The organism is Samsonia erythrinae, assembly GCF_004342665.1.
Taxonomy (GTDB): domain Bacteria; phylum Pseudomonadota; class Gammaproteobacteria; order Enterobacterales; family Enterobacteriaceae; genus Samsonia; species Samsonia erythrinae.
This window is the reverse complement of sequence record NZ_SMBY01000001.1, coordinates 896,822-922,758: the sequence shown is the minus strand read 5'-3', so window position 1 is coordinate 922,758 and position 25,937 is coordinate 896,822. Positions and strand designations below refer to the sequence as shown.

29 protein-coding genes are annotated in these 25,937 nt (G+C 54.4%); 5 read left to right on the top strand and 24 right to left on the bottom strand.

The features are described from left to right. Window positions 1-14: 14 nt before the first annotated feature. From EDC54_RS04125 to dinG, 15 genes are all read right to left on the bottom strand, one after another. Window positions 15-539: a phage major tail tube protein gene (locus tag EDC54_RS04125; protein WP_132453458.1), complete on the bottom strand. Its 525-nt coding sequence runs from the start codon at window positions 537-539 to the stop codon at window positions 15-17. Further along, complete coding sequence (locus EDC54_RS04120; RefSeq protein ID WP_132453456.1) at window positions 539-1,966, bottom strand: phage tail sheath subtilisin-like domain-containing protein; 1,428 nt, start codon at window positions 1,964-1,966, stop codon at window positions 539-541. Before EDC54_RS04120 ends, EDC54_RS04125 begins: the two co-directional genes overlap by 1 nt. After that, a complete protein-coding gene (locus EDC54_RS04115) occupies window positions 1,956-2,153 on the bottom strand; it encodes a hypothetical protein (protein ID WP_132453453.1) in 198 nt (65 codons plus the stop codon). Before EDC54_RS04115 ends, EDC54_RS04120 begins: the two co-directional genes overlap by 11 nt. Further along, window positions 2,150-2,614, bottom strand: a complete 465-nt coding sequence (locus EDC54_RS04110) for a Gp37 family protein (protein ID WP_132453451.1) — start codon at window positions 2,612-2,614, stop codon at window positions 2,150-2,152. The genes EDC54_RS04115 and EDC54_RS04110 overlap by 4 nt, the downstream gene beginning before the upstream one ends. Before the next feature lie 210 nt (window positions 2,615-2,824). Next, the gene (locus EDC54_RS04105) at window positions 2,825-3,136 is read right to left on the bottom strand and encodes a hypothetical protein (RefSeq protein ID WP_132453449.1); all 312 of its coding nucleotides are present in this window, start codon (window positions 3,134-3,136) and stop codon (window positions 2,825-2,827) included. Continuing rightward, window positions 3,129-3,458, bottom strand: a complete 330-nt coding sequence (locus EDC54_RS04100) for a hypothetical protein (RefSeq protein ID WP_132453447.1) — start codon at window positions 3,456-3,458, stop codon at window positions 3,129-3,131. Before EDC54_RS04100 ends, EDC54_RS04105 begins: the two co-directional genes overlap by 8 nt. Beyond that, on the bottom strand, window positions 3,448-4,101 hold the full coding sequence (locus EDC54_RS04095; protein ID WP_230514453.1) for a hypothetical protein: 654 nt from the start codon (window positions 4,099-4,101) through the stop codon (window positions 3,448-3,450). The genes EDC54_RS04100 and EDC54_RS04095 overlap by 11 nt, the downstream gene beginning before the upstream one ends. After that, on the bottom strand, window positions 4,091-4,687 hold the full coding sequence (locus EDC54_RS04090) for a transglycosylase SLT domain-containing protein (RefSeq protein WP_132453445.1): 597 nt from the start codon (window positions 4,685-4,687) through the stop codon (window positions 4,091-4,093). Before EDC54_RS04090 ends, EDC54_RS04095 begins: the two co-directional genes overlap by 11 nt. Before the next feature lies 1 nt (window position 4,688). Continuing rightward, window positions 4,689-5,018 (bottom strand): putative holin, encoded by a 330-nt coding sequence (locus tag EDC54_RS04085; protein ID WP_132453443.1) that lies wholly within the window; start codon window positions 5,016-5,018, stop codon window positions 4,689-4,691. 75 nt (window positions 5,019-5,093) lie between these two features. Beyond that, window positions 5,094-6,431, bottom strand: a complete 1,338-nt coding sequence (locus EDC54_RS04080) for a TolC family outer membrane protein (protein ID WP_132453441.1) — start codon at window positions 6,429-6,431, stop codon at window positions 5,094-5,096. 2 nt (window positions 6,432-6,433) lie between these two features. Next, complete coding sequence (locus EDC54_RS04075) at window positions 6,434-7,762, bottom strand: HlyD family type I secretion periplasmic adaptor subunit (protein ID WP_132453439.1); 1,329 nt, start codon at window positions 7,760-7,762, stop codon at window positions 6,434-6,436. Between the two features lie 27 nt (window positions 7,763-7,789). Next, window positions 7,790-9,517 carry a type I secretion system permease/ATPase gene (locus EDC54_RS04070; RefSeq protein ID WP_132453437.1) on the bottom strand — a complete coding sequence of 576 codons (1,728 nt, stop codon included), beginning with the start codon at window positions 9,515-9,517 and terminating at the stop codon, window positions 7,790-7,792. A 17-nt stretch (window positions 9,518-9,534) separates the two neighbouring features. Next, window positions 9,535-9,846 carry a protease inhibitor Inh/omp19 family protein gene (locus tag EDC54_RS04065; RefSeq protein WP_132453674.1) on the bottom strand — a complete coding sequence of 104 codons (312 nt, stop codon included), beginning with the start codon at window positions 9,844-9,846 and terminating at the stop codon, window positions 9,535-9,537. A 103-nt stretch (window positions 9,847-9,949) separates the two neighbouring features. Then, entirely contained in the window at window positions 9,950-11,380 is a 1,431-nt protein-coding gene (locus EDC54_RS04060; RefSeq protein WP_132453435.1) for a serralysin family metalloprotease, read from the bottom strand. Between the two features lie 569 nt (window positions 11,381-11,949). Then, complete coding sequence (gene dinG, locus EDC54_RS04055) at window positions 11,950-14,052, bottom strand: ATP-dependent DNA helicase DinG (protein WP_132453433.1); 2,103 nt, start codon at window positions 14,050-14,052, stop codon at window positions 11,950-11,952. A 147-nt stretch (window positions 14,053-14,199) separates the two neighbouring features. Between dinG and EDC54_RS04050 the strand changes: the two genes are divergently transcribed. The 3 genes from EDC54_RS04050 (at window position 14,200) to EDC54_RS18280 (ending at window position 15,958) form a co-directional block, all read left to right on the top strand. After that, a complete protein-coding gene (locus tag EDC54_RS04050; protein ID WP_132453431.1) occupies window positions 14,200-15,045 on the top strand; it encodes a helix-turn-helix domain-containing protein in 846 nt (281 codons plus the stop codon). Between the two features lie 52 nt (window positions 15,046-15,097). Further along, entirely contained in the window at window positions 15,098-15,760 is a 663-nt protein-coding gene (locus EDC54_RS04045) for a LysE family translocator (protein WP_132453429.1), read from the top strand. A 90-nt stretch (window positions 15,761-15,850) separates the two neighbouring features. Further along, window positions 15,851-15,958 (top strand): hypothetical protein, encoded by a 108-nt coding sequence (locus tag EDC54_RS18280; protein WP_230514451.1) that lies wholly within the window; start codon window positions 15,851-15,853, stop codon window positions 15,956-15,958. Between the two features lie 44 nt (window positions 15,959-16,002). Here EDC54_RS18280 and idi read toward each other — a convergent pair whose 3' ends face one another. Together idi and bglX are read right to left on the bottom strand one after the other, a co-directional pair. Beyond that, entirely contained in the window at window positions 16,003-16,542 is a 540-nt protein-coding gene (gene idi / locus EDC54_RS04040; RefSeq protein ID WP_132453427.1) for an isopentenyl-diphosphate Delta-isomerase, read from the bottom strand. An 86-nt stretch (window positions 16,543-16,628) separates the two neighbouring features. Beyond that, window positions 16,629-18,935, bottom strand: coding sequence for a beta-glucosidase BglX (gene bglX / locus EDC54_RS04035; protein WP_132453425.1), 2,307 nt, complete (start codon window positions 18,933-18,935; stop codon window positions 16,629-16,631). A gap of 389 nt (window positions 18,936-19,324) precedes the next feature. Here bglX and EDC54_RS04030 point away from each other — a divergent pair, with 389 nt between their 5' ends. Continuing rightward, on the top strand, window positions 19,325-20,011 hold the full coding sequence (locus tag EDC54_RS04030; RefSeq protein WP_132453423.1) for a glutathione S-transferase family protein: 687 nt from the start codon (window positions 19,325-19,327) through the stop codon (window positions 20,009-20,011). 45 nt (window positions 20,012-20,056) lie between these two features. On the opposite strand, the gene pbpG is transcribed toward EDC54_RS04030, so the two are convergent. From pbpG to dusC, 6 genes are all read right to left on the bottom strand, one after another. Further along, window positions 20,057-21,004, bottom strand: coding sequence for a D-alanyl-D-alanine endopeptidase (pbpG, locus tag EDC54_RS04025; protein WP_132453421.1), 948 nt, complete (start codon window positions 21,002-21,004; stop codon window positions 20,057-20,059). Between the two features lie 139 nt (window positions 21,005-21,143). Continuing rightward, window positions 21,144-21,662: a DUF6622 family protein gene (locus EDC54_RS04020; protein ID WP_132453419.1), complete on the bottom strand. Its 519-nt coding sequence runs from the start codon at window positions 21,660-21,662 to the stop codon at window positions 21,144-21,146. Between the two features lie 48 nt (window positions 21,663-21,710). After that, window positions 21,711-22,061 (bottom strand): FMN-binding protein, encoded by a 351-nt coding sequence (locus EDC54_RS04015; protein WP_132453417.1) that lies wholly within the window; start codon window positions 22,059-22,061, stop codon window positions 21,711-21,713. A gap of 36 nt (window positions 22,062-22,097) precedes the next feature. Continuing rightward, the gene (gene cyaB / locus EDC54_RS04010; RefSeq protein WP_132453416.1) at window positions 22,098-22,661 is read right to left on the bottom strand and encodes a class IV adenylate cyclase; all 564 of its coding nucleotides are present in this window, start codon (window positions 22,659-22,661) and stop codon (window positions 22,098-22,100) included. Between the two features lie 337 nt (window positions 22,662-22,998). Beyond that, window positions 22,999-23,547, bottom strand: coding sequence for a hypothetical protein (locus tag EDC54_RS04005; protein ID WP_132453414.1), 549 nt, complete (start codon window positions 23,545-23,547; stop codon window positions 22,999-23,001). A 20-nt stretch (window positions 23,548-23,567) separates the two neighbouring features. Next, window positions 23,568-24,554 (bottom strand): tRNA dihydrouridine(16) synthase DusC, encoded by a 987-nt coding sequence (gene dusC / locus EDC54_RS04000; protein ID WP_132453412.1) that lies wholly within the window; start codon window positions 24,552-24,554, stop codon window positions 23,568-23,570. Between the two features lie 204 nt (window positions 24,555-24,758). Here dusC and EDC54_RS03995 point away from each other — a divergent pair, with 204 nt between their 5' ends. After that, window positions 24,759-25,430, top strand: coding sequence for an epoxyqueuosine reductase QueH (locus EDC54_RS03995; RefSeq protein ID WP_132453410.1), 672 nt, complete (start codon window positions 24,759-24,761; stop codon window positions 25,428-25,430). Between the two features lie 96 nt (window positions 25,431-25,526). On the opposite strand, the gene EDC54_RS03990 is transcribed toward EDC54_RS03995, so the two are convergent. Continuing rightward, window positions 25,527-25,862, bottom strand: a complete 336-nt coding sequence (locus tag EDC54_RS03990) for a YegP family protein (RefSeq protein ID WP_132453408.1) — start codon at window positions 25,860-25,862, stop codon at window positions 25,527-25,529. Between the last annotated feature and the right edge of the window lie 75 nt (window positions 25,863-25,937).

Sequence of the window (25,937 nt, the reverse complement as noted above, 5' to 3'; positions counted from 1 at the left end):
GAATAAACGCTGAATTAACCGCCGATATTCGCGCGATAGCTGTTCAGTTGATCCACGCCGCCCACCATGAAAATGTTGGCCATGTAATCCAACTCCAGCAGATCTTCACCGTTCATTACCTGCTTGATGTAGGTACAGTTGAACGCGCTGCTGAAATCCGGGTTTTCATGCTGTTTGAACGTTCCCAACGGGTTCTTTTTGAACATGATGGTCATGTACGTCACCAATGGCACTTCTTCGATACGGCCTTGAGAGCCATAGCGTTCCACGCTGGATCGGCACTGCAACGCCAGCGACTGGTACGGATTCGCCGCCGCCAGCATCGCCTCGCGGTAGAAGGAATTCCACTTGATCTCGCCTTCCAACTTGTCGAAGCCCGCAGGCAGTTCGATTTTGCCGACCATCCCCAATGCCTTGTGCTCCTGCATAATCATGGCGACATCCGGCAGTTTGATTTCCTGCGCGCGCCCCAGCAGGTTAGTACCATTGATGTAGATGTTGGCGTTGGTAATACGGTTTACTTCAATTTTCCCGGCCATCAGTGAGTGCCCTCCAGCGTTACCAGGTATTCCGAGGTGATCTCCGTCTCAAAGGTCAGACGCTCAAGCGGCGGCGGCGGAGTGAATTTGTAGTTAAGCAACAGGTGCCCTGCCGCCAGCTCGGTTTGCTCGTTACGCGCGGCATCAAACCAGCACTTGAAGCCCAGCAGCGCGCCGTCACCGATCAGCTTGCGACCGTAGGCGTTGACCGATTCCACCAGCGCATCGATCAGCGCCTGATTGATCGGCATGTCGATGTACTGCTGGCTGAAATAGCGGATCGATTCGTTAATCACATCGCCGGTACGGCGCACATTTTCGAAGTTCTTCATGTGCGTCACGGTTGGCCAGGCGGCGGTGCGATTGCCCCACAGACGCAGACCGGAACCGTAGCTGTTGAAGATAGTGCTGATGCCCTGTTCGTTCAGCAGATTCACTTCACTCTGCGGATCGTCAATCATCGCGGACAGCTGGCGCTCTACGCCGGTGATCCCTTTGATTTCCTGATTGGACGACGACCACCAGAAACCTTTTTCCAGATCGACTTTGGCGCGCAGACCGGCGGCACGCGCCGATAGCGGTTCCAGACGTTCGCTGTTGGTTTGTGCGTCGTACACTTTGACGTGCGGATAACACAGACGAGCGCGTTCAGAGCTGGTGTTAAAGTTGATCGTGCCTTCCGGACCACGGCCGCTCAGCGCCTGTGCAAAAGTGGTACCGATTGGCGCATCGATGTAGGCCATCGCGCCCAGTTTATCCGCCAGAGAAATCAGCTCGGTCGTTACGCTGTTTTGCGTACAGAACACCGGCGAAATCAGAATCTTGGCGAAGAATCCGAACAGGTTGTAGGTATCGTTCAACAGCTTCATACCAGTGCGTTTGCCCGCGGCGTTGATGCTGCCGATGATGTCGGCGGCAGTCACTTTCGTGACATCAGCAAAGTCATAGGACGCGCTGACCACGGCGGCAGCGTCAATATTTTTACCCAAGTTTTCCAGCTTACCGGTTTGCGCATCCAGCGTGTAATCCTGACCTTCGATGAACGGCTCACCGCCTTCTTTTGCCGTCAGTACCAGATTAGCGATGACGCGATTCGCCAGCTGCGCCGTCCCGGTCGCTTTATCAAACGTGACGTTTTCTGCGCTCACAGAGGATTTATGCAGAGCCGGATCCAGTACGTTGATCACCAGAACCGTCCCTGCGCCATGATCGTAAATCGCCTCCAGCGCCTGCGGGATGGTATAGCCGCCGAATTGGCTACCAAACTGCGCCGCGTCTTTTTCAGACAGACACAGCGTAACCTCATTAACCGCACCCTGCGGCGCCGTACCAATCAGCCCGATCACCGCAGATTTCACCGTCTTCACCGGACGGGCGCCGGTTTCGACTTCAACCGTTTCGACACCATGTAAATAATTAGCGGCCAAGGGTCACCTCCGTTGCGTTATCAGCCTGATTCTGACCCGCGACGGGCTGCAAATAGCCCAGTGCGATCAGCGTTTTCACATATTCATGATCTGCCGGCAGTTCAGTCACCTGAGCGGGCCAAAGCAGAATTTCCTGACCATCGGCCAGCGTGACGCCGCTGGCAGGGCCGGTATAGCGGTATTTCATGCGTCTTTCTCCTCATAATTAACCGTGGTAAGCAGCGGACCATCCGTTAGCTCCCGGTCTTCAATAAAAAGGGTCTCGGTGGTGCAGTCGATGGCGTAATGCCAGCGCCCTTCGGTGTAGCCCACGTAGCGGTCGCGTATTAGCCGGATACCGCGATGACAGTCAGGCAGCCGGTATCCTCCCAGCGTCTGACGGAGAATATCGAGCGTGGCCAGCACGCCATCCTCTCCATCCAACTCCGGTAGCAACACGGCAACCATTAACTGCGGACGCTGTGTCTGCACCGGGGAATGCACATCTTCCGGTGCGGAAAACTCGGAGCCGCGATACCCGACCAGCACATCGCCCTGCGCCCCCCCTCCGGTTGTTTGCAGGTGTTCCGGATATGGCACAATCCGGCGGGCGGGTAAGCGTTGCTGGAGGTGAGCAATCACTGCATCAATAAGTGGTTTGGTATTCATCCGTTCATCCCGTGGTGTTGATGGGACGATTATCCGGACAGGCGCGAACGACGGCTTTTAATTTGCTTTAGAAAAACGGGCGTATCAGCGTCCTGAAAAACAAGTAACCCGATGAAAAATAAAATTATTCATACAAAAAAAGCCAGCGTGCGGCGCTGGCGTAAAAACCCGGTGAAGTGAAAAGAGAGGAGGAAAAAAAACGGTGCAGGATCACCGTTCCCAGTATTTTTCCGGTCGGGCAATGCCGGCTATGCAATCAACCGCGTATTCGACGACGTCGACACCAAGACGAGTAAGATTAGCCAGCCATATCCCACCCACCTCTTTGGTGAGCACCGCCATTTTGCGCTCGGCAAGATAGTCCAACGCATGACGCAACTCCGGCACTGATGCGTCGGTATAAAGCCTCTGCATCAGCGCCAACAGAAACCGTTCATTTGCGGTATAGGGGCGAGTTTTGTTTAAGGCGATAAGCAAATGCCAACGCATCGATTCCTGCCGGGTACGCTGCGTGTCAGCCATGGTTGCCTCCTGAGTGCCGCTGCTGCACCAGTTCCAGCTTGTTATAAAGCGCGTCCAGCTTGGCTTCTATCACCGTCTGGCCGCGAATATAATCTTCACGCCGCACGTAAATCAGCGGTAAATCAGCACGAAACTCCAGAAATTCGCGCTCCAGCCGCGTCCACCCTTGCTCGCTCTTTTGTCGTGCTCCCTCCAATGCGGCAAAGCGTTCGTTCAGACGTTTTTCAATTTGAGTCAGCAGAATACGCCCCGCGGCAAACAGGAAACTCATGAACGACAACAGCAGACCGACCAGCGACCAGAACTCCACTTCAATCTTCACGTGTTATTTCTCCTGCCTGTTGTAGCGCCTCAATATAGTCGAGCAGCGCATTAACCTGCGCACTTAGCGCCTGATAGCGTTCTCCGTTGTCGCTGATGTTGGCGAGAATATCGCGTTGGGTGACGCCTGAAAGCCGTAATTCGGCGTCAGTGGTTGCGCCGCTACCGGTCTCTGAGCCAGCGCGGCGGGCAGTGGCGGTAATCTTTGCGGGGGAGGACAAACCGAAGGCGGCGTTGTAGTGCTGCACGAAGCCACGAGTAAACACACACTGCACAGGCTGAGCCTTCCCTTTTTCGTCAAGATACTGTTGAGTAACATGGTCAATTTTCCGTTGCAACGCAGCATTATCCGCCGCCAGTTTTTGCCGTACAGCCACATAGCGCTGTTCAAGTTGATTCCCGCGCACGACCTGCTGCTGATATTGGTCCGCCGCCGCACGTAATCGCCGGGCTTGCATTTCGGCCTGTTGCTGCTGCTGTAAATGGAATGCCGCCTGCTGTTGCGACAATGCGGCGTTACCCTGCGCCAGCGCCAGCTGATAGCCTTGATTGCGCCCCGTCAAATAGGCGGCGGACATGAGCGCGATAGCGAGCAGAACCATCGCCACGCGCGGTGACAGAAAGGTTGTCAGGCTATTCCACACAGCTTGCCCTCCCCCAATGCAGATAACGTGGCGCCAACTGATACAAAATACGCTCAGGATAGTGTCGGTTTTCACGCCAGTTGGCGGCACTGCGTCCCGCATTAACGGTTTCCACATGATCGAACCAGCGGAGCCTGTCCTTCCCTGCGATCTTCGCGCGTTGCTTATCGCGCTGTAACCAACCGAGGCCGCCGTTGTAGGACGACAACGTCATGGCCATACGTTCACAATCATTACGGGCGCGGATGCGCGTCCACAGCCAGCGATCGTAGCCCGTCAACGCGCGGATAGCCCAGGAAGGATTAAACGGCTGATTAGCGCGAAGTTCAGGAACGAGACCGCTGAACCAGTCGGACGTCGCCGGCATAAACTGAGCGAGGCCTTGTGCGCCAGCAGGTGATATTGCCCTTGGATTCCAGCCGCTTTCCTGATGCAACTGTGCAGCAAAGTCGGCAATCGGCGCATTCATCCCCCAGTCTAAACGTGCGCTACGGATCACTTCGCTGCGGTAGCCCTGTGCGGCGCGAGGGACCATATCGGCACAGGCCATTGCGCTAAAAAACAGCGTGATGAGGAGGTATCGCATATCACAGCCCCATCGCCACGCCGATGCAAACGGCTGAGACAATCAGCGCGCGGCGTAACATCGCGGCGGCAAAAACCGTGTGGTGCCCTTCCCGAACCGGAAAACGCCCTTGACGGGCGGGAATATCGCCTTGTTCGAGAAACAGGCCAGGGCGCGCTTTGGGAAAGAGCGACCGATCCAGCCAGTAACCTAATACGGCGGCGAGAGAGATCAGTGAGAGTTTATAGACAGTGACCGGTAGCTGCTGGGGGGAAAACAGCCCGATAACGCCAAACAGCAAGACCGATGTCACAATCCAGCCGGTCAGGCGCGGTTTTTTGATTTTTTTCACGATAATGCCTCCTGATAAGAATGGAGGCCATTATGTAAAATAACGAGAACGGGTGATTTTAAAGGGGTTTAAGTATCACGCAGGGATCGGCTGGAACCATGCCGCCAATTGCAGGATATCTTTCTCATTCAATGTCCCCGCGGTATAACGCAGCAACAGCCACGCCTGCAACCAGCTGTATTTTGCTTCCGCCAGTTCCCGTCGAGCGTTGTACCAATCCTGCTCGGCCAGCAGGATATCCAGATTAATACGTTCGCCGCCCGCCACGCTCAGTCGTGTGGCGTTGACCGCCTCTTGCGCGGACGCTGCCGTCATTTGCCAGGCCTTTATTTTCGCCACGCCGTTGTTATACAAGTTATAGTACTTTTTCAATTCAGCCAGCGTCTGCCGCGTCTGATCGTCCAGCTCCGCCTGATGTTGCTGGTATTCCGCCGCCGCCTGCCGCATGGATGCCGACACCCCGCCACCAGAATAGAGCGGGACATTCAGTTGCAGGCCGACGCTCTGCGTATTGTATTTCTGGTTGTAGTTATACTCGCTCTCCGAGCGGCTATTACGCGACGACGCGACCAGCGACAGCGTAGGCAGATGCCCCGCACGACTCCGCTCTATCTCATAGCGGCTAACGGCCAACTCCTCGCGCTGCGCCCCCAGATTAGCATTATGCTGTATGGCAAGATCGCGCCACTGCGCCAATGTCCGCCGGTCCGACGCTGAAGACGGCAATTGAGTGAACGTCAGAGAGTGCAGCGCCCTAATATCCAGCGTCGTACCGATCATATTTTCCAGCTCGGTTAACGCGGCATCCAGATTATCCTGCTGTTCGATGCGCTGCGCTTCGGTCAGCATAAAACGCGCTTCCGTTTCCCGCATGTCTGTCAGCGTGCCTTCCCCCGCCGACAGCAGACGTTTATTTAGCGCCAGTTGTGCCTGATAGGCCCGCTGCTGTGCATCCAGCAGTTGCAGTTTTTCCTGCGCCAGTAGCGCGTCGCTCCACGCTTTGTATAGCCGAACCATGAGATCCTGACTGCGTTCGCGAAAACGCTGATCGGCCATCAATTTACGGGCCATCCCCTGCTGATAGCGCGCCCAGGCGGCATAATCCAGCAGCGGCTGACGTAGCGACAGCGTTGAGGTGTAGCTGTTGTAATCGCGTTTTAGCGTGCTATCCGCCAGACTGTCCGTTTGGGTGACTTTGGAATGACTGCGGTTTGCGCCATAGCTATATTGGAGCGCCGGTAGTAAGCCGGCGCGTCCGATCGCCGGTTCTTCCTGACCAGCCTCACGCGCATACCCCGCAGCACGGAACTGAGCATCATTACGCAGCGCCAATTCCCAGGCATCAAGTAGTCCTAACGCGCTGACGCCGGAAGAAAATAGCCCGGCCAGCACAATTATCGCGATCCTTTGCATGATTACTCTTCCGTTAATGCCAGATGCAGGCGATCCATTAAAGGCTTAAATAAATAATTGACGAACGAACGTTCTCCGGTACGAATAAAGCCTTGCACTGGCATACCCGGTTTAATCGCCAGTCCCTGCAATGCACGTTTCCCTGCCTCATCCACCTGTATGCGCAGGCTGTAATAGGGTGAGCCGTCTCGTTCATCCAGCAGGCGGTCGGCAGAAAGCAGCTCGACGGTTCCCGCTACGCGCGGCGTCGTGCTTTGGTTAAACGCGACAAATTGAAGCTCGACGGGGAGCCCCGACCAGACTTTATCCACCAGTTCAACAGGCAGACGCGCATCCACCAGTAAAGGCTGATCGTCTGGTACGATCTCCAGAAGCGTTTGTCCGGGCGAAACCACGCCCCCTTCGGTAAACACTTTTAGTCCGACGACCGTACCGGAAACGGGCGCCCGTAACTGTATATTCGCCAGATTGAAATCCGCTTTTTCCTTCTGGCTGGCAACGTCGTTCAACAGCGCCTGAACCTCCGCCAGTTCGCTGTTCACCTCTTTGTCATACTCCTGCTGGCGCTGTGCGATCAATAACGTCTGCTGTTCAATATCGCGACGCGTCCGGTTCATCTCCCCCGTTAGTTGCGCGATATCCCCTTTGAGCTGCGCCAGCAGACGCTCGCTCTCCAGCATTTTGTTGCGCGGCACATAATTTTCCGCCGCGAGTGAACGCAGCCCTTGCAGCTGTTGTTCCAACGTATCACGCTGATTCTGCTTACTGGCCATCACCTGCTGCTGCGCGCTAAGCGACGCTTCCATCCCCGCGATACTGGTGCGTATCCCTTCCGCTTCCAGCTTAAGCGACTGCTGACGGCTGCGCAGTAAGTCGCGCTGTAACGCCGTAATCACGCCCACCGCCGGCCTTGCCGCTATCTGTCCCAGTTGGGGCGTCATCACGATATCATTCAGGCGGCGCTGCTCGGCGAGCAACCGGCTTTCCCTCGCCACCAGTTGCACATACTGACCGTCCAACCCCTCACTCGCCGAACGCGCATCCACCGCGTTCAGCGTGAACAGAACCTGCCCGGCTTCGATCCTATCGCCATCTTTCACCCTAATCCGATCGATGATACCGCCCTGATTATGCTGTACCACCTTGCGGTTACCGGAGATCACGACGCTGCCCTTTACCATTACTCCCTTATCCAGCGGAGCAAACAGCGCCCAAAGAAGAAACCCGCCAAAACCGGCCAGCACCAGCCACCATCCCAGACGCACGGCGCGCTGCTCATCGCGCTGCGCTATCTGGTCCCTATTCTCTTCGCTCAATTCAAGTGCGGACATAACGTTCCCTGTTTACCGTGTTTCCTGCTACTGCCGGGCAGCGACAAAAGGCGCCATTTGTGGTTGGTTGGCGGCACGGCGAGACTGTAACTCGCTCAGAATATCGCGCGCAGGCCCGAAACGCTGTTGCCTCCCCTGGTTAAGTACCAGAATCTTATGCGCCAGCGTCGTCAACGCCGGGCGATGGGTAATCAGCACGACGGTTGCCCCACGTTGCTGAAGCTGTGAAATCGCCTGAGCCAGCGCGACTTCCCCTTCGCTATCAAGACTGGCGTTAGGTTCATCAAGAACCAGTAAGCGAGGGCCGCCATAGACCGCGCGCGCCAGCGCGATACGCTGGCGCTGGCCGCCAGATAACCCATTGCCATCCTCCCCCAGCGGCGTGTCGTACCCCTGAGGCTGATTCAGGATCATTTCATGCACACCTGCCAGCTTCGCTGCCGCGACAATCTTTTCCGCATCGTGCTCACCGAACCGGGCGATATTTTCAGCCAGCGTGCCTTTAAACAGCTGTACATCTTGCGGCAGATAGCCCATTGCCGGGCCAAACGCGGTCTTATCCGCCTGACTGAGATCGGCGCCATCCAGCCGGACTTTACCGCGCGTCGGCGCTTGCGTCGCGACCAGCAGGCGCGCCAGCGTTGACTTACCGGAACCCGACGCCCCGAGAATAGCCAACGTTTCCCCCGCCTGAAGCGAGAAGTGGATATCCTGTAGTCTGGCGCTTCTCTGCGGCGTCAGCAATGACACGCCTTCAACGCTAAGCTGACCAACTGGCGGGGGCAACGCCATGCTATCCGCTCTCGGCGGATAGGCCGCCATAATACGGTTAAGGCGCTGCCAGGCTTGCCGTGCGCTGCTCAGTGGCTTCCAGATGCCGATAAGCTGATCGATGGGGCTCAGGACGCGTCCGACAAGGATAGATCCCGCAATCATCATTCCCGGCGTAATCTCATTCTTTATCGCTAACATCGCCCCCACGCCCAGCATCAAGGATTGCAGAAAAATCCGCGAATGCTTTGAGGCGGCGCCGACGACCGCAGCCCGCTCGCTGGCAAGGTTTTGCTGAGTAATAAAACGGTAGTGCTGCTTCAGCCAGCGTTGGCGCAAATAGGGCAACATCCCCATCGATTCAATGACTTCTGCATTACGTAATTGCGTATCGGCAAGGTGGGTCGCCTGTCGCGCCTCGTCACTGGCTTTTTCCAACGCCGACGTGGTGAGAAATTGATTGAGCCACGCCAGCGATACCAATACTCCTGTTCCCCCTAAAGCCAGCAGACCGAGCGTCGGGTGGATCATAAACAGCACCAGCAGAAAACACGGGAACCAGGGAATATCGAAAAAGGCAAACAACGCATTGCCCGTAATAAACTGCCGTAGTAGCGTGAGGTCGTTCAATGCCTGACCAGCCTTGGCTTCACCCGCTTCCAGATTGCGCTCAAACGCGGCATTAAAGACCTGTTGATTGAGTTGCAGATCGATCCGGGTTCCCAACCTGACGACGATCAGGCTCCTTACCCATTCCAGCGCCGCCATAAATACCCCTAACCCGGCGATCAGCAAGGTCAGCATTAACAGCGTTGTGCCATTGCCCGAAGCCAGCACGCGATCGTAGACCTGGAGCATATAGAGAGAAGGCGACAACATCAGCAGATTAACGATGGCGCTGAAAATACCGATGCTCCAGAAGCTGCGCCGGAAAGGACGCAGTATACTCAACAATGAACGTTCCTTATCTGATAGTTGACTCACTGCGTTTGTCTCTCCTGTCAGGGCTGTTTGTGCAGAGTTCGCGTATCGCCATCAGGCAATATCAACGTATAGCCCTCTTTTCCCTTGCTGAAAAACGCCACGGCCTGCCCCTGCTCACGCGTCAGCGTGATACCGTCCGGCGTCGGTCGCCATCCGGCCGGTACATCCGGCAGCAGCGTTTTCAAGCACTGCGCGTCGCCATCAAGACGCCAGGTATTATCCACCAACGGCATATCGCGCAGCACAACGTCACATTGCTGTTCCCCGCCGCGCAATTGCCATACGCCGCTTAGCTCACTTGCCGAAGGCAACTTCAGACTACTTGCCATACATCCTCCGCTTATCGCACTTAACAGCGCCGCGATGATTAACTTTTTCATAGAGGCCCCAGACCAAAATAAGAAAAGGACGGGTTCCCCCGTCCTTGATACATCACACAATAAAATCGGTTGCTACCACTGGCTGACCAACGATTTGCACAAAGAAGTCCGGCGTTGTCTGGCCTTCCATGTGCAGCCACAGGTTGCTGGTATTCGTACCGGCATCCCAGTTCAGGATAGCCTCGTTACCACGCCCGGTGAACGCATCGTCGACAAAACGGAAATCCCCGTTTTGATTCAACGCCGACAGGTCGATCTTATCGATGCCCCGTTGGAAATCCGTAATCACATCATAGCCCGACGTCGCGGAAGAGTCGCTGGCAAAGGCGTAGACGAAAATATCCTTTCCGGCGCCGCCCGTCAGCGTATCCGCGCCGCTGCCGCCAAAAATAACGTCATTCCCGGCACCGCCCTGCAATATATTATCCACGTCGTTCCCGACGATAACATCGTTGCCGGAACCACCGATGGCATTTTCGATCGTGACGCCGTGAGCAACGGAAACGTTACCTTTCAGGCCACCCACATCGGAGAACCCGCCTTCATTGAGGTTGATGCGCTGATCGTCTCTGTAACCAGAAAAATCAAACGTATCATTACCACCCGCATCCCACGCGGAGAAGATCAGCTTATCGCTGTTGCTATTCGCTGAATAGAAATCACGATCGGTGTTGGAGTTGAAACCGTAGACCGAATCACCGGTACGGGTGGTCATATTGGCACCGTAAAGACGCTGGATCGCCGAGATGTCATCGATCATCGGGCCTGCCGAATAGTGCCCCTGGAAATCGGCCCCGGTGTGTTGTTCACTCCAGTAGCTCATCAGGCTGAACTGGTACGTATCTTCCGCATAGACGGCGTTCTGGTAGCTTGGGTTGCCTTGACCTGCATTGTAATCGCCGGGGTGGTTCAGACCGAGTGTATGGCCGATCTCATGCGTCAGCGTCTGACGACCATACTCCATGGTGTCCGGGCTGCGAATGTTATCCACGTTGTAATTGAACCAGGCGCTGCCGGCCACGGGATGCTCGCCCGGCATATAGGCATAGGCCTGCGTTTCGTTATCCAGTTGGCCTCTTGAATTACGCGTATAGTTACCAAAGGTGATGGTGGCGTCCTGATCGGGGCTAACCTCGGTAAACGTGATATTAGCTACGTCTGACCATGATTGCAGAGCCAGTTTGGCTTGTTCAATCTGAGCGGCGTTAAATTTAACAAAGCCCTGATCGCCAGAAGGGATGGAAGTGACATTCTGTAAGAACGAATAGGTCACATTAACGGATTTACCAAATACGCCTGTGCCGTTCCAGGTCAGGCCGTCGCGCACAATCTGTTCGCCTGCCTGATCGCTGGTGTACGACGGTTTGCCATTGATCGTCTGATCGCCACGCGTGTGGTAATGAACCAGATCGTACACGTCGCTATACCCAGTACCTGCCGCATTCAATGCGGATACTGCGCTATCTTCATCTCGTAAAGCCATATTTTCTTCTCCATAAGTCTGATCGGGATGATCAGAATCCTAAATCCCACATGCCATATATTGCCTTACACGGCAAATATTGTATGCCGACCGTTTGCTGCGTAGATGAAATCAGTTCACTATTTATATAAAAACGTCTATAAATAAAATTTAATTTATAAAGAAATTATTAAGAAAAGATTTCCAATTATTTTTCATCATTGAATAAAATAATTAGATTGCTACTACTCATGTCTGAGGATTTTATTTTTCCTCTGCATTCGGGAAATGAAAAACCCCCGCATACAAAGGCGGTTACCTCGATAAAGGAAAGAAAATGTGTCAGCCGTTTTAATTAGCACAGACCACCTATCCCTGATTAATAAAACCGTACCAGACGACAATTTCGTCGCCACACGGCCTTACGCCATCCTTATCCGTCAGAAGGCAAACTTAGCAAATAAGCATAAAAAAATATAGCGCTAAATAGGGACTAAATACCCTCTTATTCGGCGAACGACAATATTGCCTTCGCCAGAATTAGCGGTTTCATTTCGGCAATACCCCCATTATTTAGAGAATAGACGTTTTTATTTCGGCATATTCCGCTGTTCAATCGGGAACACGGGAAGCGCCGCCAGCAGTTGTGCGCCATAGCCTTTAGTCAGCAGGCGGCGATCGTAAATGACGATCTCACCAAAACAGTCGTGGCTGCGAATAAGACGTCCAACCTGCTGAATGAGGTTAAACGAGGCGCTGGGCAAACTTTGTACGATAAACGGATGCCGTTTGAGGCTTTTCAACCATTCGCCCTCCGTTACAATCACCGGGCTGTCGATGGGCGGAAACGCGATTTTATGGATATGCACCTGAGACAGCAGTTCTCCTTTCAAATCCAGTCCTTCTGCGAAAGATTGTAACCCCATCAGTACGCTCGTCTGCCCTTCCCGTACCCGCTGGCGATGCAGCTCGACCAGTCTGTAGCGCGGCTTATCTCCCTGAACCAGCAGCATGAGGCGTAAGTCGCTGACCTGGGTCAGAAAAAGCTGCATGGCGCGCTGGCTGGCAAACAGCATCAGCATGCCTTTATGCTTATCCTGTTTTAACTCCGCCCGGAAAAACTGCGCCATTTCAGCAATATGCTGCGCCTCAGATTCCATCAGCGGTTCATAACGCAGGTTGGGGATCACCAGCCGTCCCTGCTCGCGGTGGTTGAACGGCGAATCCAGCGCGATGAATGTATCCCCTTCCTCTTCGCCCAGACCGGAAAGCTCCTGTATGCGCGCAAAACTGTTCAGCGAGCGCAGCGTTGCCGAGGTGACCACGATGTGCGACACCTTACTCCACAGCAGCCTTTCAAGCTGATCGCAGACGCGGATCCCCGCACAGTGCAGGTGAAGATGCGGTTGGTTATCACGCATTTCCCGCGTGACCCATTTAGACACCGGCGCGTTTGATGACTTCTCCATTGCCGCCAGCCGCCACAGTTTACTCATAGACTCAAGGTAGCCCTGTTGGCGGCTCATTTTCAGCAGCGCCTGATAGACGCGCACCACGTCATGCTTCCCGGTTTTCTCACTCAGGTCATTAAGCATATACTCCGCCAGCGCCCGCAGCGTGTCGGTTAATTTGAATAACCGCACGCAGAGTTCACGCATTTCATCCGGCATTTTGCCCATCGCAAAGCGGTACTCGGTTTCCTGCCCGTCAGGCGGAAGAAACAGCCCGCACATTTGCGAGAAAGACAGCACGCACTCGCGGATCTCCTCACAGTGGCTGGTTAACCGTTCGCTGTTAGCCAGTCGCGGCGGTGATTTAGGGGCAAACTGCGCCATACATTGCCCGATGAGCTGCACCAGCTGTTCTAGCTGCGCCATCATATAAGCCGGATGAATATCACCGGACATCTCCAGCGTATCGCGGGCAACGTCGGGAATGTGGTGCCCTTCATCAAGCACCAGCAGGAGATTTTTGGGGGGAGGCAGTACCGACTCGCTTTCCATCGCCGCCATCACCAAAGCATGGTTGGTGACGACCACATCGGCCTGTTCGATCTCACGCCGTGCGATGAAGAACGGGCACTCACGATAATAATGGCAGTTGTGCGCAAGACAGTTCGCTTTGTCGGTACTCAGCTTCTGCCACAGGCTATCGTCAATCGAATCCTGATAATGGTCGCGCAGTCCGTCCCAGACGTGGCCTTGCAGCGCTTTCTCAAGCCGTACACAGGTGCGCTTTTCCTCCTTGCTGGCGGACATCAGTTCATCATCCAGAAAGAGCGGCAAATCCCCCTGCGCATCGGGATCGGTTGCCAACATCGCCAGATTGCGCGGGCAAATATAACGACGACGACCAAATGCGGCGGTAAATTTCAGTTCCGGAATAAACCGCTGCAACAGCGGTAGATCTTTGCTGTAAATCTGATCCTGTAAGGCGACATTCGCCGTACTGACCACCAGCGTTTTCTCTTCAGCACGCCCCACGGCAATGCCCGGAATCAGGTAAGACAGCGTTTTCCCGACGCCGGTCGGCGCTTCAATCACCAGATGGCGTGGATAATCGCCCGCCAGCGTTTTCGCCACTTCGGCAATCATCTGTCGCTGGGGGACGCGGGAAACAAAATCCGGAATTTGCTGTTGCAGGGCCTTATACCATTGACCAATCTGCAATTTTATTGCGGGGGACAGCGTCATGCCTACTCTGTATCTGTGTAATCCGAACCGTATTGTCCCACAGACGCCCGGCGACGTCAGCCGATATCATGGCGGATCCCGGCCTCGACAATTTCCCCGCCAGCGATTAGGGTAAAAACCCTCTGTCGTTATCGTGAGCGGTATACTATGTCTTCGGTCCACGCCATTAACCAATCCTACTGGTTTTCGCCGCGGTTACCGCATGTTGAAAGCCGCAGCACGCACAACAGCAGCCTTGCTTACAAAACACACAGCCATACGCAATTCTCGATTGGGGCGATAGTGCAAGGCGAGACGCGATGCCATTACCGTAACAATGTTCACCACTTACAGGCCGGCGATTTGATTTTTATCGATCCCCAACAGCCGCACAGCTGTAATCCATTGCCCGGCAAAACACGCAGTTATCATATGCTTTATCTGGATGCCGAATGGTGCCGCGATCAGATCGCCGCGCATTGTGGTTATCAGGTCGATACTCTGTATTGCAACTGCGTCGTCTTACGCGATCCCGCACGATTCACGCATTATCAACATGTCATTGCCTTGCTGCATCGGGGAGACATCGCCTCGGCGGATCGTCAGCTCAACGCGATGCTGCTCCCTATTTGGCGACAATACTGCCTGCCGGCGCCAACCCGTTTACCCGCATTGCCGCCTCATGCGTCGCAAACCACCACTCGCCACATACGTGAACGCCTGCTGAACAATTTACAGGCGGCGCCCTCGCTGGAAACGCTGGCAGAGGAGCTCAACCTGCGACGTGAAACCCTTGTGCGCCAGTTTCGTCGCGATACCGGTATAACACCGATGGCATTCCTTAATAATGCCCGCATTGAGTATGCCAAATCGCTACTGAAGCAAGGCACGCCGCTGGTTGATGCCAGCTATCAGAGCGGCTTCTGCGATCAAAGCCATTTCCACAAAACCTTTGTGCAATACACTGCCGCGACGCCGGGTCAGTACGCGCGATCAATATTTGACAATAAATAGCAGAACGCCTTGTCTAGACTGGCCTCGATTATTTATCGAGGCCAGAAATACGATGTCGATCATCCCCCCGCTCACCAGTTCCCTTTTTTCCACCGACGCACTCTTTCCCGCCCATTTTCCTGCTCTCGCGCTGGCGCATTTTGTGGCGCTACTGAGTCCAGGCCCGGACTTCTTTCTGCTAACAGCCTATGCCATTCGCTACCGGCTACGCGGCAGCGCGGGAATTTGTCTGGGCATCGCACTGGGCAACGGCATTTACATCCTGCTGGCGGCGCTGGGCTGGGCCGGCATTCAGCACTCGCCCACGCTGTTTACCGTCATCAAATCAGGCGGGGCGGCTTATCTGATCTGGATTGGCTATCAGTTAGTGAAAAGTCGTTCAGCGCTATCGTTACAGGCGGAACAACAGTCCGCCCAGTGCCCGACACTGCGTCAACAACTCCTGCTGGGGCTCGGTTCGGCGCTGTTGAATCCCAAAAACATGCTGTTCTACATCAGCCTGATGACCAGTATTCTTGGGCAAAACGTGACGCCGATACAGCAACTCGTCTGCGGTAGCTGGATGTTCTCCGTCGTTCTGGTGTGGGACCTGTTGATCGCCGCGCTGATCGCGCGTCCGTGGGTTCAACTGCGTTTAACGCGCTGGATCAACCCGATTGAGCGCGGAGCCGGGGTCATTCTGATGTTTTTCGGTCTGTTGCTGTTATTCCGGTAATGAGGCGCATTGAAACGAGAGAAACGCGTCGACCTTGTTTCACAGAGGGAAGGCTTTATAATTCGGGGCAATTAACAAAAGGATAACCTGATGACTCTTCGCAAAATCGGTATTATCGGCCTCTTTGCTCTGCTTGCGCTGGGAGGCATTTCCGGCCTGATGCTGGTGGGCTACATTATTATCATTCACGGCGGCTGAAACCTGCGGCCACCGCGTTAAAGAAGCCGCGCAGGAGAGACGCATCAGCGCGGCTGGCCTGACTGAAAAAGCTGCCAGTATTTGGGAATTCGCGCGAAAGTCAGTTGGAACCAGGACGTAAACTGGTCGGGGACTGCCGCCATCCGCGCGGCGATCTGCGTTAACGACTGGTAGTCGTAGTCCGATACTTCATCGGGATTGAGCTGCGGCGTTTCATCCGTTACGCCAAAGTACACGTGTCCGAATTCATGCTCGATCAGCCCATTATCCAACGGCAGGCGATAATTCAACGTAAACATCGGCGTCAGCGCACAACGTAATCCCATTTCTTCATACAGCCGACGATGCGCCGCCTGTAGCGTCCCTTCACCGGGCGCGGGGTGACTACAGCAGGTGTTGCTCCACAGTCCGCCGCTATGATATTTCCCTGCCGCCCGCTGCTGCAAGAGCAACTGCTGGCGCGAGTTAAATATGTAGACGGTTATCGCACGGTGTAACGCTCCTTTCATGTGCGCTTCCTGCTTTTCCATTACGCCCGTTGGCTTGTCATTTTCATCCACCAGTACAACCTCAGTCAACGGCATACCTTCCTCCTGTAATACCTTACTCTCCGCCAGTCACAACGCATATCACTTCGCCGCCGGGGGCACCGGCGGCGAAGTGAACGTCATTATAACAGGGTAAAACTGCCACGCTTCACGCGCTGTGAATCCAGTCCGATCATGACATCAAACTGGCCGGGCTCCACCACTTGCTGCATACGGGCATTGTAGAATGTCAGCGCATCCTTATCGATAGTAAAGGTTACCGTGCGGGACTCGCCCGGCTGCAACATGACCTTTTCAAAGCTCTGCAACGCTTTTACCGGACGACTGATCGAGGCCACAACATCGTGCAGATACAGTTGCACCACGGTCTCCCCGGCACGGCTGCCGGTGTTTTTGACCGTCACGCTGGCGTCGACCGTCCCATTGCGCTTCATCGTCTGGCTGGATAATCGCACATCCGATACGCTGAACGTGGTATAGCTCAGGCCGTAACCAAACGGATAGAGCGGTCCGTTGGCTTCGTCATAGTAATGGGATGTGTATTTGCCCGGATTTTCCGGCGTGTAGGGACGGCCTGACGGCAAGTGATTGTAATAAATCGGGATCTGCCCGACGGATCGCGGGAAAGACATCGGCAATTTACCGGACGGATTATAATCGCCAAATAGCACATCGGCGATGGCATTGCCGCCTTCCGTGCCGCTGAACCAGGTTTCCAGCAGCGCATCGGCCTGTTGATCTTCACGCACCAGCGCCAAAGGACGACCGTTCATCAACACCAGCACCAGCGGTTTGCCCGTCGCTTTCAGCGCCGCGATCAGGTCGCGCTGGCTTTGCGGCAGGACGATATTCGAACGGCTGGAAGCTTCATGCGCCATCCCGGCCGCTTCGCCGACCACGGCAACAACGACATCCGCCTTCTTCGCAACCTGAACGGCTTCGTCAATCATGACCTGCGGCGAACGCGTATCCACCTGAACGGCGTCTTCATACAGGTTCAGAAAATCGATAATGCCCTTGTGATTGCTGACGTTGGCGCCCTTGGCATAAAGAAGGGTAGCCTTATCACCGACGGCGTTTTTGATGCCCTGATAAACCGTGATCGTCTGTTTTACCACACCCGCCGCCGACCAGCTTCCCATAGTGTCACGCTGGCTGTCGGCCAGCGGCCCGACGACCGCAATCGTCCCCTGTTTTTTCAGCGGCAGCGTTTGCAGGCGGTTTTTCAACAGCACCAGACTCTTGCGCGCGACGTCACGCGCCTCCAGACGATGTAAGCGGCTTTCTGCATTGGTATCCGCCGGGTCAGATCCGGCCGGCCCCAAATGACGATAGGGATCGTCAAACAATCCCATATCGTATTTCACGTTCAGCACCTGACGGCAGGCATCATCAATTTCCTGCATACTCACCGCCCCGCTTTTCACCAGCTCCGGCAGATAGCGCACAAAATACTCGTCGCTCATGCTCATCCCGATACCGGATTTCACCGCCAGACGTGAGGCATCACGCGGGTCGCTGGCTACGCCGTGCTTAATCAGCTCTTTAATCGCGCCGTGATCGGTAATGGTAATCCCCTGAAAATGCCACTGATCGCGCAGGATATCTTTCAGCAACCAGCGGTTTGAGGTGGCTGGCGTACCGTTGATTGAGTTCAGCGCGACCATCACGCCGCTGCTACCGGCGTCAATCGCCGCTTTGTACGGCGGCATATAGTCCTGAAACATACGCTGTGGGCTCATGTCCACCGTGTTATAGTCGCGCCCACCTTCCACCGCGCCGTAGAGCGCGTAGTGTTTTACGCTGGTCATGAGCGAGTGGCGGCCGGTGACGTTGTCACCTTGGAAGGCCTTCACGACTACTCCGGCAATCTTGCTGGTCAGCCAGGTATCTTCACCGAAACCTTCCGACACGCGCCCCCAGCGCGGATCGCGGGTGATATCCACCATCGGCGCCCAGGTCATGTTCAGACCGTCTTCCGTCGCTTCATACGCCGACACCCGCGCGCTTTTCGCAATCGCTGCCATATCCCAACTGGAAGCCAGTCCCAGCGCAATCGGGAAAATCGTGCGATGGCCGTGTACCACATCGTAGGCAAAAAACAGCGGGATTTTCAGGCGGCTGAGCTGCATTACCTGATCCTGCATCGCCCGAATATCCGGGCGAGTCACCGTATTAAAAATCGCGCCAACCTGACCCTTTCTGATCATTTCCCGGATGGCTTCTTTCGGGTTATCCGTACCGACGCTGATTAATCGGAGCTGACCGACCTTCTCTTCCAGCGTCATTTTTTTCAGGAGATCCGTGACAAACGCGTCGCGTTGCTGATGTGCAGGCGATATAGATGCAGACGCAGGCGTCAATGCTTGCGCAACCACCGGATGACAAACAAGCCCGATGGCTATCGTCAGTGAAGTAAGCCATGTCATTCGTTATAAAAACCCAGTTAATCCCGGCGTCAGATCAGTACAACGCGCTGAAGCACCAGACAGGTGAAAGATTTCGACGGTCGCATCCCTTCTCTGACAAGACGGAAAACGTCTGCTCGCCTTAACGTAATAAGGCATCCCGATAATGGCTGTCGTACCGACGTACTTAAATGCACAGCGCGTAATATAGTGCATTTATTGGTATTTCATTGACTAAAAACCGCAAGAATTATGCTATACGACACGCATAACGCCTTTTTACCGTTTTTTTCTGCCGCCAGCATCCCGCGAGCGCCGTCCAAACAGGCGGGCAAGCGTCGGTACAGAGGATGATTTCCGCCCTCTTTCGTGCTAATGCTAACGCGTCATTCACACAAGGAGCCTCAGAGATGTATCAGTTATATATCGCCAATAAAAACTACTCCTCCTGGTCACTGCGTCCGTGGTTGCTGTTGAAAACCTTATCTATTTCTTTTGAAGAAAAGCAGGTCGTCTTTGCGCCCGGCATCACACAACCATCTTTTAAAACCTTTTCACCGACGGCCAAAGTCCCCTGCCTGATAGATGGCGAAACCACCGTCTGGGACTCCCTGGCAATCACCGAATATCTGGCGGAACGGCATCCGGGCGTTTGGCCAGCCGATACCAAAGCCCGTGCCTGGGCGCGCTGTGCCGCAGCCGAAATGCATTCCGGCTTTACCGCATTACGTAACGCCTGCGCCATGAGCTGCGGCGTGCGCGTCAAGATGAAGACGATATCTCCCGCGCTTGATCAGGATATTAACCGTATCAACGAACTATGGCAGGAAGGATTAACGCGATTTGGCGGGCCGTTTCTGGCGGGGAAACACTTTTCGGCGGTTGATGCCTTTTTCGCGCCCGTGGTTTTCCGCATCAACACCTATCAGCTTCCCGTCTCACCACAAGCAGCCGCCTATTACAAACATCTGTTGGCGCAGCCCGCGATGCAGCAGTGGCGACAGGACGCGCTGGCGGAGATCTGGCGCGAAGCCGAGCACGAAAAAGAGGTCAGCAATGCGGGTGAAATCATTGAGGATTTGCGCGCTCGCGAGTAGCCGCGCCAACGCTTTCCCTTCCTGAATCAGGAAGGGAAAACGGCTTTATTCGGTCTCAGTGCTCGCCATACTCTGCGGTTGACGAGAAGCGAGCGCTTTCTGTTTTTTATAGCTCAGGGCCGCGGCGGGCACCGCGCTGACTTTACCGGTTTCCATCCACTTACGCAGACGGTTGGCATCCGCAAAGTGCGTATACTTTCCGAACGCGTCCAGAACCACCAGCGCAACAGGCCGTTGATTAATGACCGTACGCATGACCAGACAATGCCCGGCCTGATTCGTAAACCCGGTTTTCGTAAGCTGAATGCGCCAATCCGCGTTGTAGACCAGATGGTTCGTGTTTCTGAACGGCAGACTGTACGTCGGATGAGAGAACGTCGCCGTCTTCTCCTGCGTCGTACTCAGCTCGCTCAGCAAGGGATAGTGCTTGCTGGCAATCAGGAGTTTGATGAGATCGCGCGCGGTCGAGACGTTATGGATGGACAGGCCGGTCGGCTCCACGAAACGAGTGTGGGTCATACCCAGCGCGCGGGCTTTGGCATTCATCGCATGGATGAACGCCTGATAGCCGCCCGGATAGTGGTGCGCCAGACTGGCCGCCGCACGGTTTTCGGATGACATCAGCGCCAGCAGCAACATGTCACGGCGGCGGATTTCACTGTTCAGGCGAACGCGCGAATACACCCCTTTCATTTCTTTCGTCTGACTGATATCCACAGAAATGATTTCGTCCAACGGCTGGTTGGCCTCCAGCACGACCAGCGCGGTCATCAGCTTCGTCACCGAGGCAATGGGCACCACTACGTCAGGATTGCTGGAATAGAGGATATGATTATCACGCAGGTCGACGACCATGGCGCTACCGGAGGCGATTTCCTGATGTGCTGCGCCGGCGGAATACGTCGGCGCCTTAGCCGCGGCCAGCGGCAACATCAGGGTATGGGTTGAAAGCATCAACAGGCCAAAAAGTGAAAGCTTAAAATTTTTCGTCATTTCAATCGCGTAAACAGTGTTCTGTTAAAAGAAAGGGAAAGGCCTCGGCATTATAATTTACCGCCCTTTTCCGCGCACTCATGCCGCGGAGAAAGCTTTGTGACAAATGTTGACAGACTGTTCTGGCAAGAGACTGTTTTCACACGCGACGGCTGAAAGCCGCGTTTGTTTTCCGCATCTCGTTGAGCAACCGCAGGCTAACGCCACTAAATATCCCGGCGGTAATTCCACTCGCCGCGCCGGACAACAGGCAGAACGCGGGATCGAGCGCTAACGCAGGGAACCTGACCAACTGGACGGAAAAACAGAAGCGGGAAAAAAATGTCAGCAACATCAAGAGCAAGGGCCACCACGACCCGGTACGCTGAAAACAGCGCGCTTCCGGCTGATAAGTCCCTGACGCGATCCCCGTTTTCCATCCAATACCCAGCCCAACCGCCAACGCCAGCAGAAATCCCCCCGTCGCCGCAAACGGGAGCAGCCGCGAATGGAAAATCGCGCTCACGCCCCATACCATAAAAGCCGTCGGCACAACCAGCATACGCGCCGGTGATTGCAGCCTTGGCCGGCTAGCGCTGACGCCGGCATACAGCAGATAAGCCAATACGCCCCAAACCCAATAAGGGGTGTAACGCAAAATGGCTGGCAGGTTTTCCACGGTAAAATAACGCCTTGTTCAGCAGCGACGGGACAAGCACCCGTTCACTTACGGTTTTGCCTGTTCTAACGCCTGTTTCACTGCGTTAATGACCCCCTGGCTCGATAATGTCGCGCCCGTTACCGCATCCACTTTATTGATGTCCTGCTTTTCGATCAGGTCTGGCACAATGTGATCCATCGCGCTCAGCATCATCGCTTTGGTATCGCCGTGTTCCAGCACCTCTGCGTTTACGATCTTACCGTCTTTAATGCTGACGGAGACCACAATTTCCGCGGCCTTACCCTGCGCTTTGCCGGTGTAAGTACCGTCTTTATATTGCGCGACCTCACTGCTGTAAACAGACAGGGGAAAACTCATCATCAACGCAATTAACACCGCCGGAATAGATTTTTTCATTATTTCCCTACACAAATTCAAACAATAAAACACCATTCAACAACCAGAAGATAACAAAAAATTAAAACCTAATAATTGATAGTACGATTTCATTTCAATATTATCCAGCGATAAGCCAAGCCGTAGCGCACATTCTATACACCGATCTCTGAGCGCGTCCAACTGCGTTTCATCATCCGTCATGAGGGATATTTCCACGAAGTGCCCAAGGGACTCAATATAATCAAGCGTAATATGAAAATCATTCAAGAAATAGATGCTGCGGGTTTTCTGAATTTCAAAAAGCGGCTTATACCCTAACGTCTGTAACATGCTGTCCGTCTTTTCAAAAGCCTCGACGTTAACCGCCTCGCAGCGCTCCGCCGCTGGGCCTTTGATAATCCACAGTTTAATGCCCGATGGCTCCATACGGCGCACCAGCATCTTGATATTCTGCCGTTGCAGCCTATTCTGTTCATCATCGTAATAAACATCGTGTTCTTTATTTTCAAATACAAACGCTTCAGGATGAAGACTGAAGAGCGTATTTCTGAAAATCACGATATCCTCGATGCGGAATTTTAGTTCAACTTCATATTTCCCTGTAAAATGTTCAGCCATTTCTTTCCCCTTACTGGATTACCTGAAATTAAAATCTCCCTCCGCCACGCCATTCAGTATTTTTATTACACTGACGTACGGAAATTCAAGGGAGTAATGATTCAGACATCCGAAAAATAAATCATAGAGGCGCTGACTTTAGTCGCCTTACTCACCGCCTCCCTATTTTGCAAACGACATCCTGTCGTACCTTACTGACTGCCGCCTTCATTTTATCGTGTTATTACGCACAATGTCGGGCATCCTGTGCTCAATCCCATCAGGATGCTACGGCGAATTTCACGCCGGACGCACGCCGCCGTTAATAGTAGCCGAGAAGGAAAAAACCGCTAGCGCTTCACGGGACAAATGCCGTTGAAGGTAAAATCAGGACTGAAGCGAAATCGTGGTGGTGCATAAATTCGCGCAAAATAAGCAGTCGGGCAGAAAAGGCATTATCCAGCGGCAGCCCTTCCCAGCTTGCCGGACTGCCCTGAATGACGCGTTCCAGACGCTTAAATGTGCGCTCTACGTCATCCTGCGGTAGCCTCCAGCCCTCGTCCGTTTCTTCTATTTCCGAAATCAGTGCGATGCTCATCACTTCGGGATCGAAAGAAAACAGTGCGGAGCCAACGGGGATATCATCGCGGATCCGCATGATCGCCTCTTCCACCGCCATAATCGCCAACTCCATCTCATACGGGGTTGGAGGACAATGTTTGAACGCGGCCATCGCCGCCTTGCCAAAACCAACGCTCAGATGCAGGGTTGCCGACGGCTGCGGCGACACGCCGCAGATAAACGTCGTCTGCTGTTCACCTATATGCAGTACCGTTACCGGCGCATCCGGCGCGACGCGCTGTCTGGCAAGCGCATACCGATATTTCAGGTTCGCCTCATTTTCCATCCCGGTATCCTCTCTTGGTATTACCACCGCCCGCAAGACTGACGATATCCATCGGCATCGCGCCCCTCTCGCGATGATGACTCACCGATGACCCGCGCGATCTGTGCGGAAGTTTTCAGCGTGCGAACGTCGCGAAACAGCTCGCTGGCCTCATGATACTCTTTGCGCAAATACCCAAGCCACTGCTTGATGCGCGCAACGTGGTACATTCCGGTGTCGCCCTGTTTTTCCAGCCGCACATATTTCTGTAGCAGCAGCATGACATCCGTCCACGGCATACGCGGTTCATTATATTTAATCACGCGGCTGAGATTAGGCACGTTAAGCGCTCCCCGTCCCAGCATAATGGCATCGCAGCCCGTGACCGCCATACAATCCTGCGCGCTTTGCCAGTCCCAGATTTCGCCATTGGCGATCACCGGAATACGCAGGCGCCGGCGGATCTCCCCTATCGCCTGCCAGTTAATGCGCTCGGCTTTATAGCCATCTTCTTTCGTGCGGCCATGCACCACCAGCTCACTTGCCCCCGCCTGTTGTACCGCGTCGGCAATCTCAAATTGCCGCTCGCCGGAATCCCAGCCGAGCCGGACCTTGACCGTCACCGGCAAATGTGCAGGCACCGCTTCTCGCATGGCTTTCACTCCCTGATAAATCAGTTCGGGATCTTTTAGCAGCGTTGCGCCGCCCCCGCTGCCGTTCACCAGTTTCGACGGGCAACCACAGTTGAGATCGACGCCATACGATCCTAATTCAACCGCCCGCGCCGCATTCTCTGCCAGCCACTGCGGATATTGCCCCAGCAACTGCACGCGCACCCGCGTACCCGACGGCGTGCGGCTGGCATGATGCAACTCAGGACAAAGACGATAAAAAGATTTGATCGGCAAACGCTGATCCACCACGCGCAAAAATTCGGTAATACACAGGTCATAATCATTCACTTCGGTCAGCAGTTCCCGGACCAATGAGTCGAGAACCCCTTCCATCGGGGCAAGCAGTACACGCATACGCTACTCGATAACAATGCGATCGTTAATAATACGACCGTTATAGTATTGACCCAAAAACAGAGAATGGTACTGGTCAATGTACCGGGAACGCAACGGGAAAGATAGCGAAGACGCGCAGCAAAAGTTGCTTCATCGCCGCATGTCATCAATAATTCACTACCTGTATATCGATATCGCTAACGGACTACGAAGTTATTACTTATGTCGACTGTCAAAACCGCAGGCTTTACACGCCCGACGCTCACGCTGCCGAACAACGCAGATAAGTTGCTGTTACACTCCTGTTGCGCCCCATGTTCCGGTGAAGTCATGGAAGCCATCACGGCTTCTGGCATCGACTACACTATTTTCTTTTATAACCCCAACATCCACCCGCAGCGCGAGTACCTGATCCGCAAAGAGGAAAATATTCGTTTTGCCGAACAGCACAACGTCCCTTTCGTCGATGCGGATTACGACACGGATAACTGGTTCGAGCGCGCGAAAGGGATGGAGTGGGAGCCAGAACGTGGCGTTCGCTGCACGATGTGCTTCGATATGCGCTTCGAGCGCACTGCGCTGTATGCGGCTGAGAATGGGTTTAGCGTCATTTCCAGTTCGCTGGGGATATCCCGCTGGAAGAACATGCAGCAAATTAACGAATGTGGGCACAACGCCGCACAGAAGTACCCCGGCGTGAGTTACTGGGATTACAATTGGCGTAAAGGCGGCGGTTCGGCGCGGATGATCGAAATCAGCAAACGCGAACGCTTCTATCAGCAAGAGTATTGCGGCTGTATCTACTCGCTGCGCGACACCAATAAGCACCGAAAATCACAGGGACGGGACATCATTCGCATCGGCAAGCTGTATTACGGCGACGAGGCCGAGTAACCGTATACCGCGAGCGGCGGGCAACACCGTCGCCGTAGGATGTGCCGCTTCATAAGAAAGCGCCTAACGCGTTTATGGTTGGGCGCAATGCGTTCTTTATTCCGTCAGATCGACAGTCGGCGCGCCCGGCGCATTCTTTTTCACCGATTCAATGCCGTTGTCGCGTGCGGATACGGAGCTGTAGGTTTCGCTACGTCCAATTACCTGATGGTTTGCCGCCCTCAACGTAAAGTAAGGCGAACCGTCTTTGGCCGTCAAACGCTCGTAACGCGCGTCGTGCGGGGCATTTTCCTTGACTGACTCTATGCCGTTTTCCGCACTGGCCTTGGTGGTATAGCCTTCGCTTGCCAGAATGGGCTCACCGTTTCCTGCCTTAAGACGAAAGTAAAATTGATTGTTTTTACCGCGGAAAATTTCGAACTTCGCACTCATCTCATCCCCCAATCTCTTCTTTACTGGCATAAGTGCCTGAATAAAGCGTAGTGATGAATGGTAAAACGTCAACTA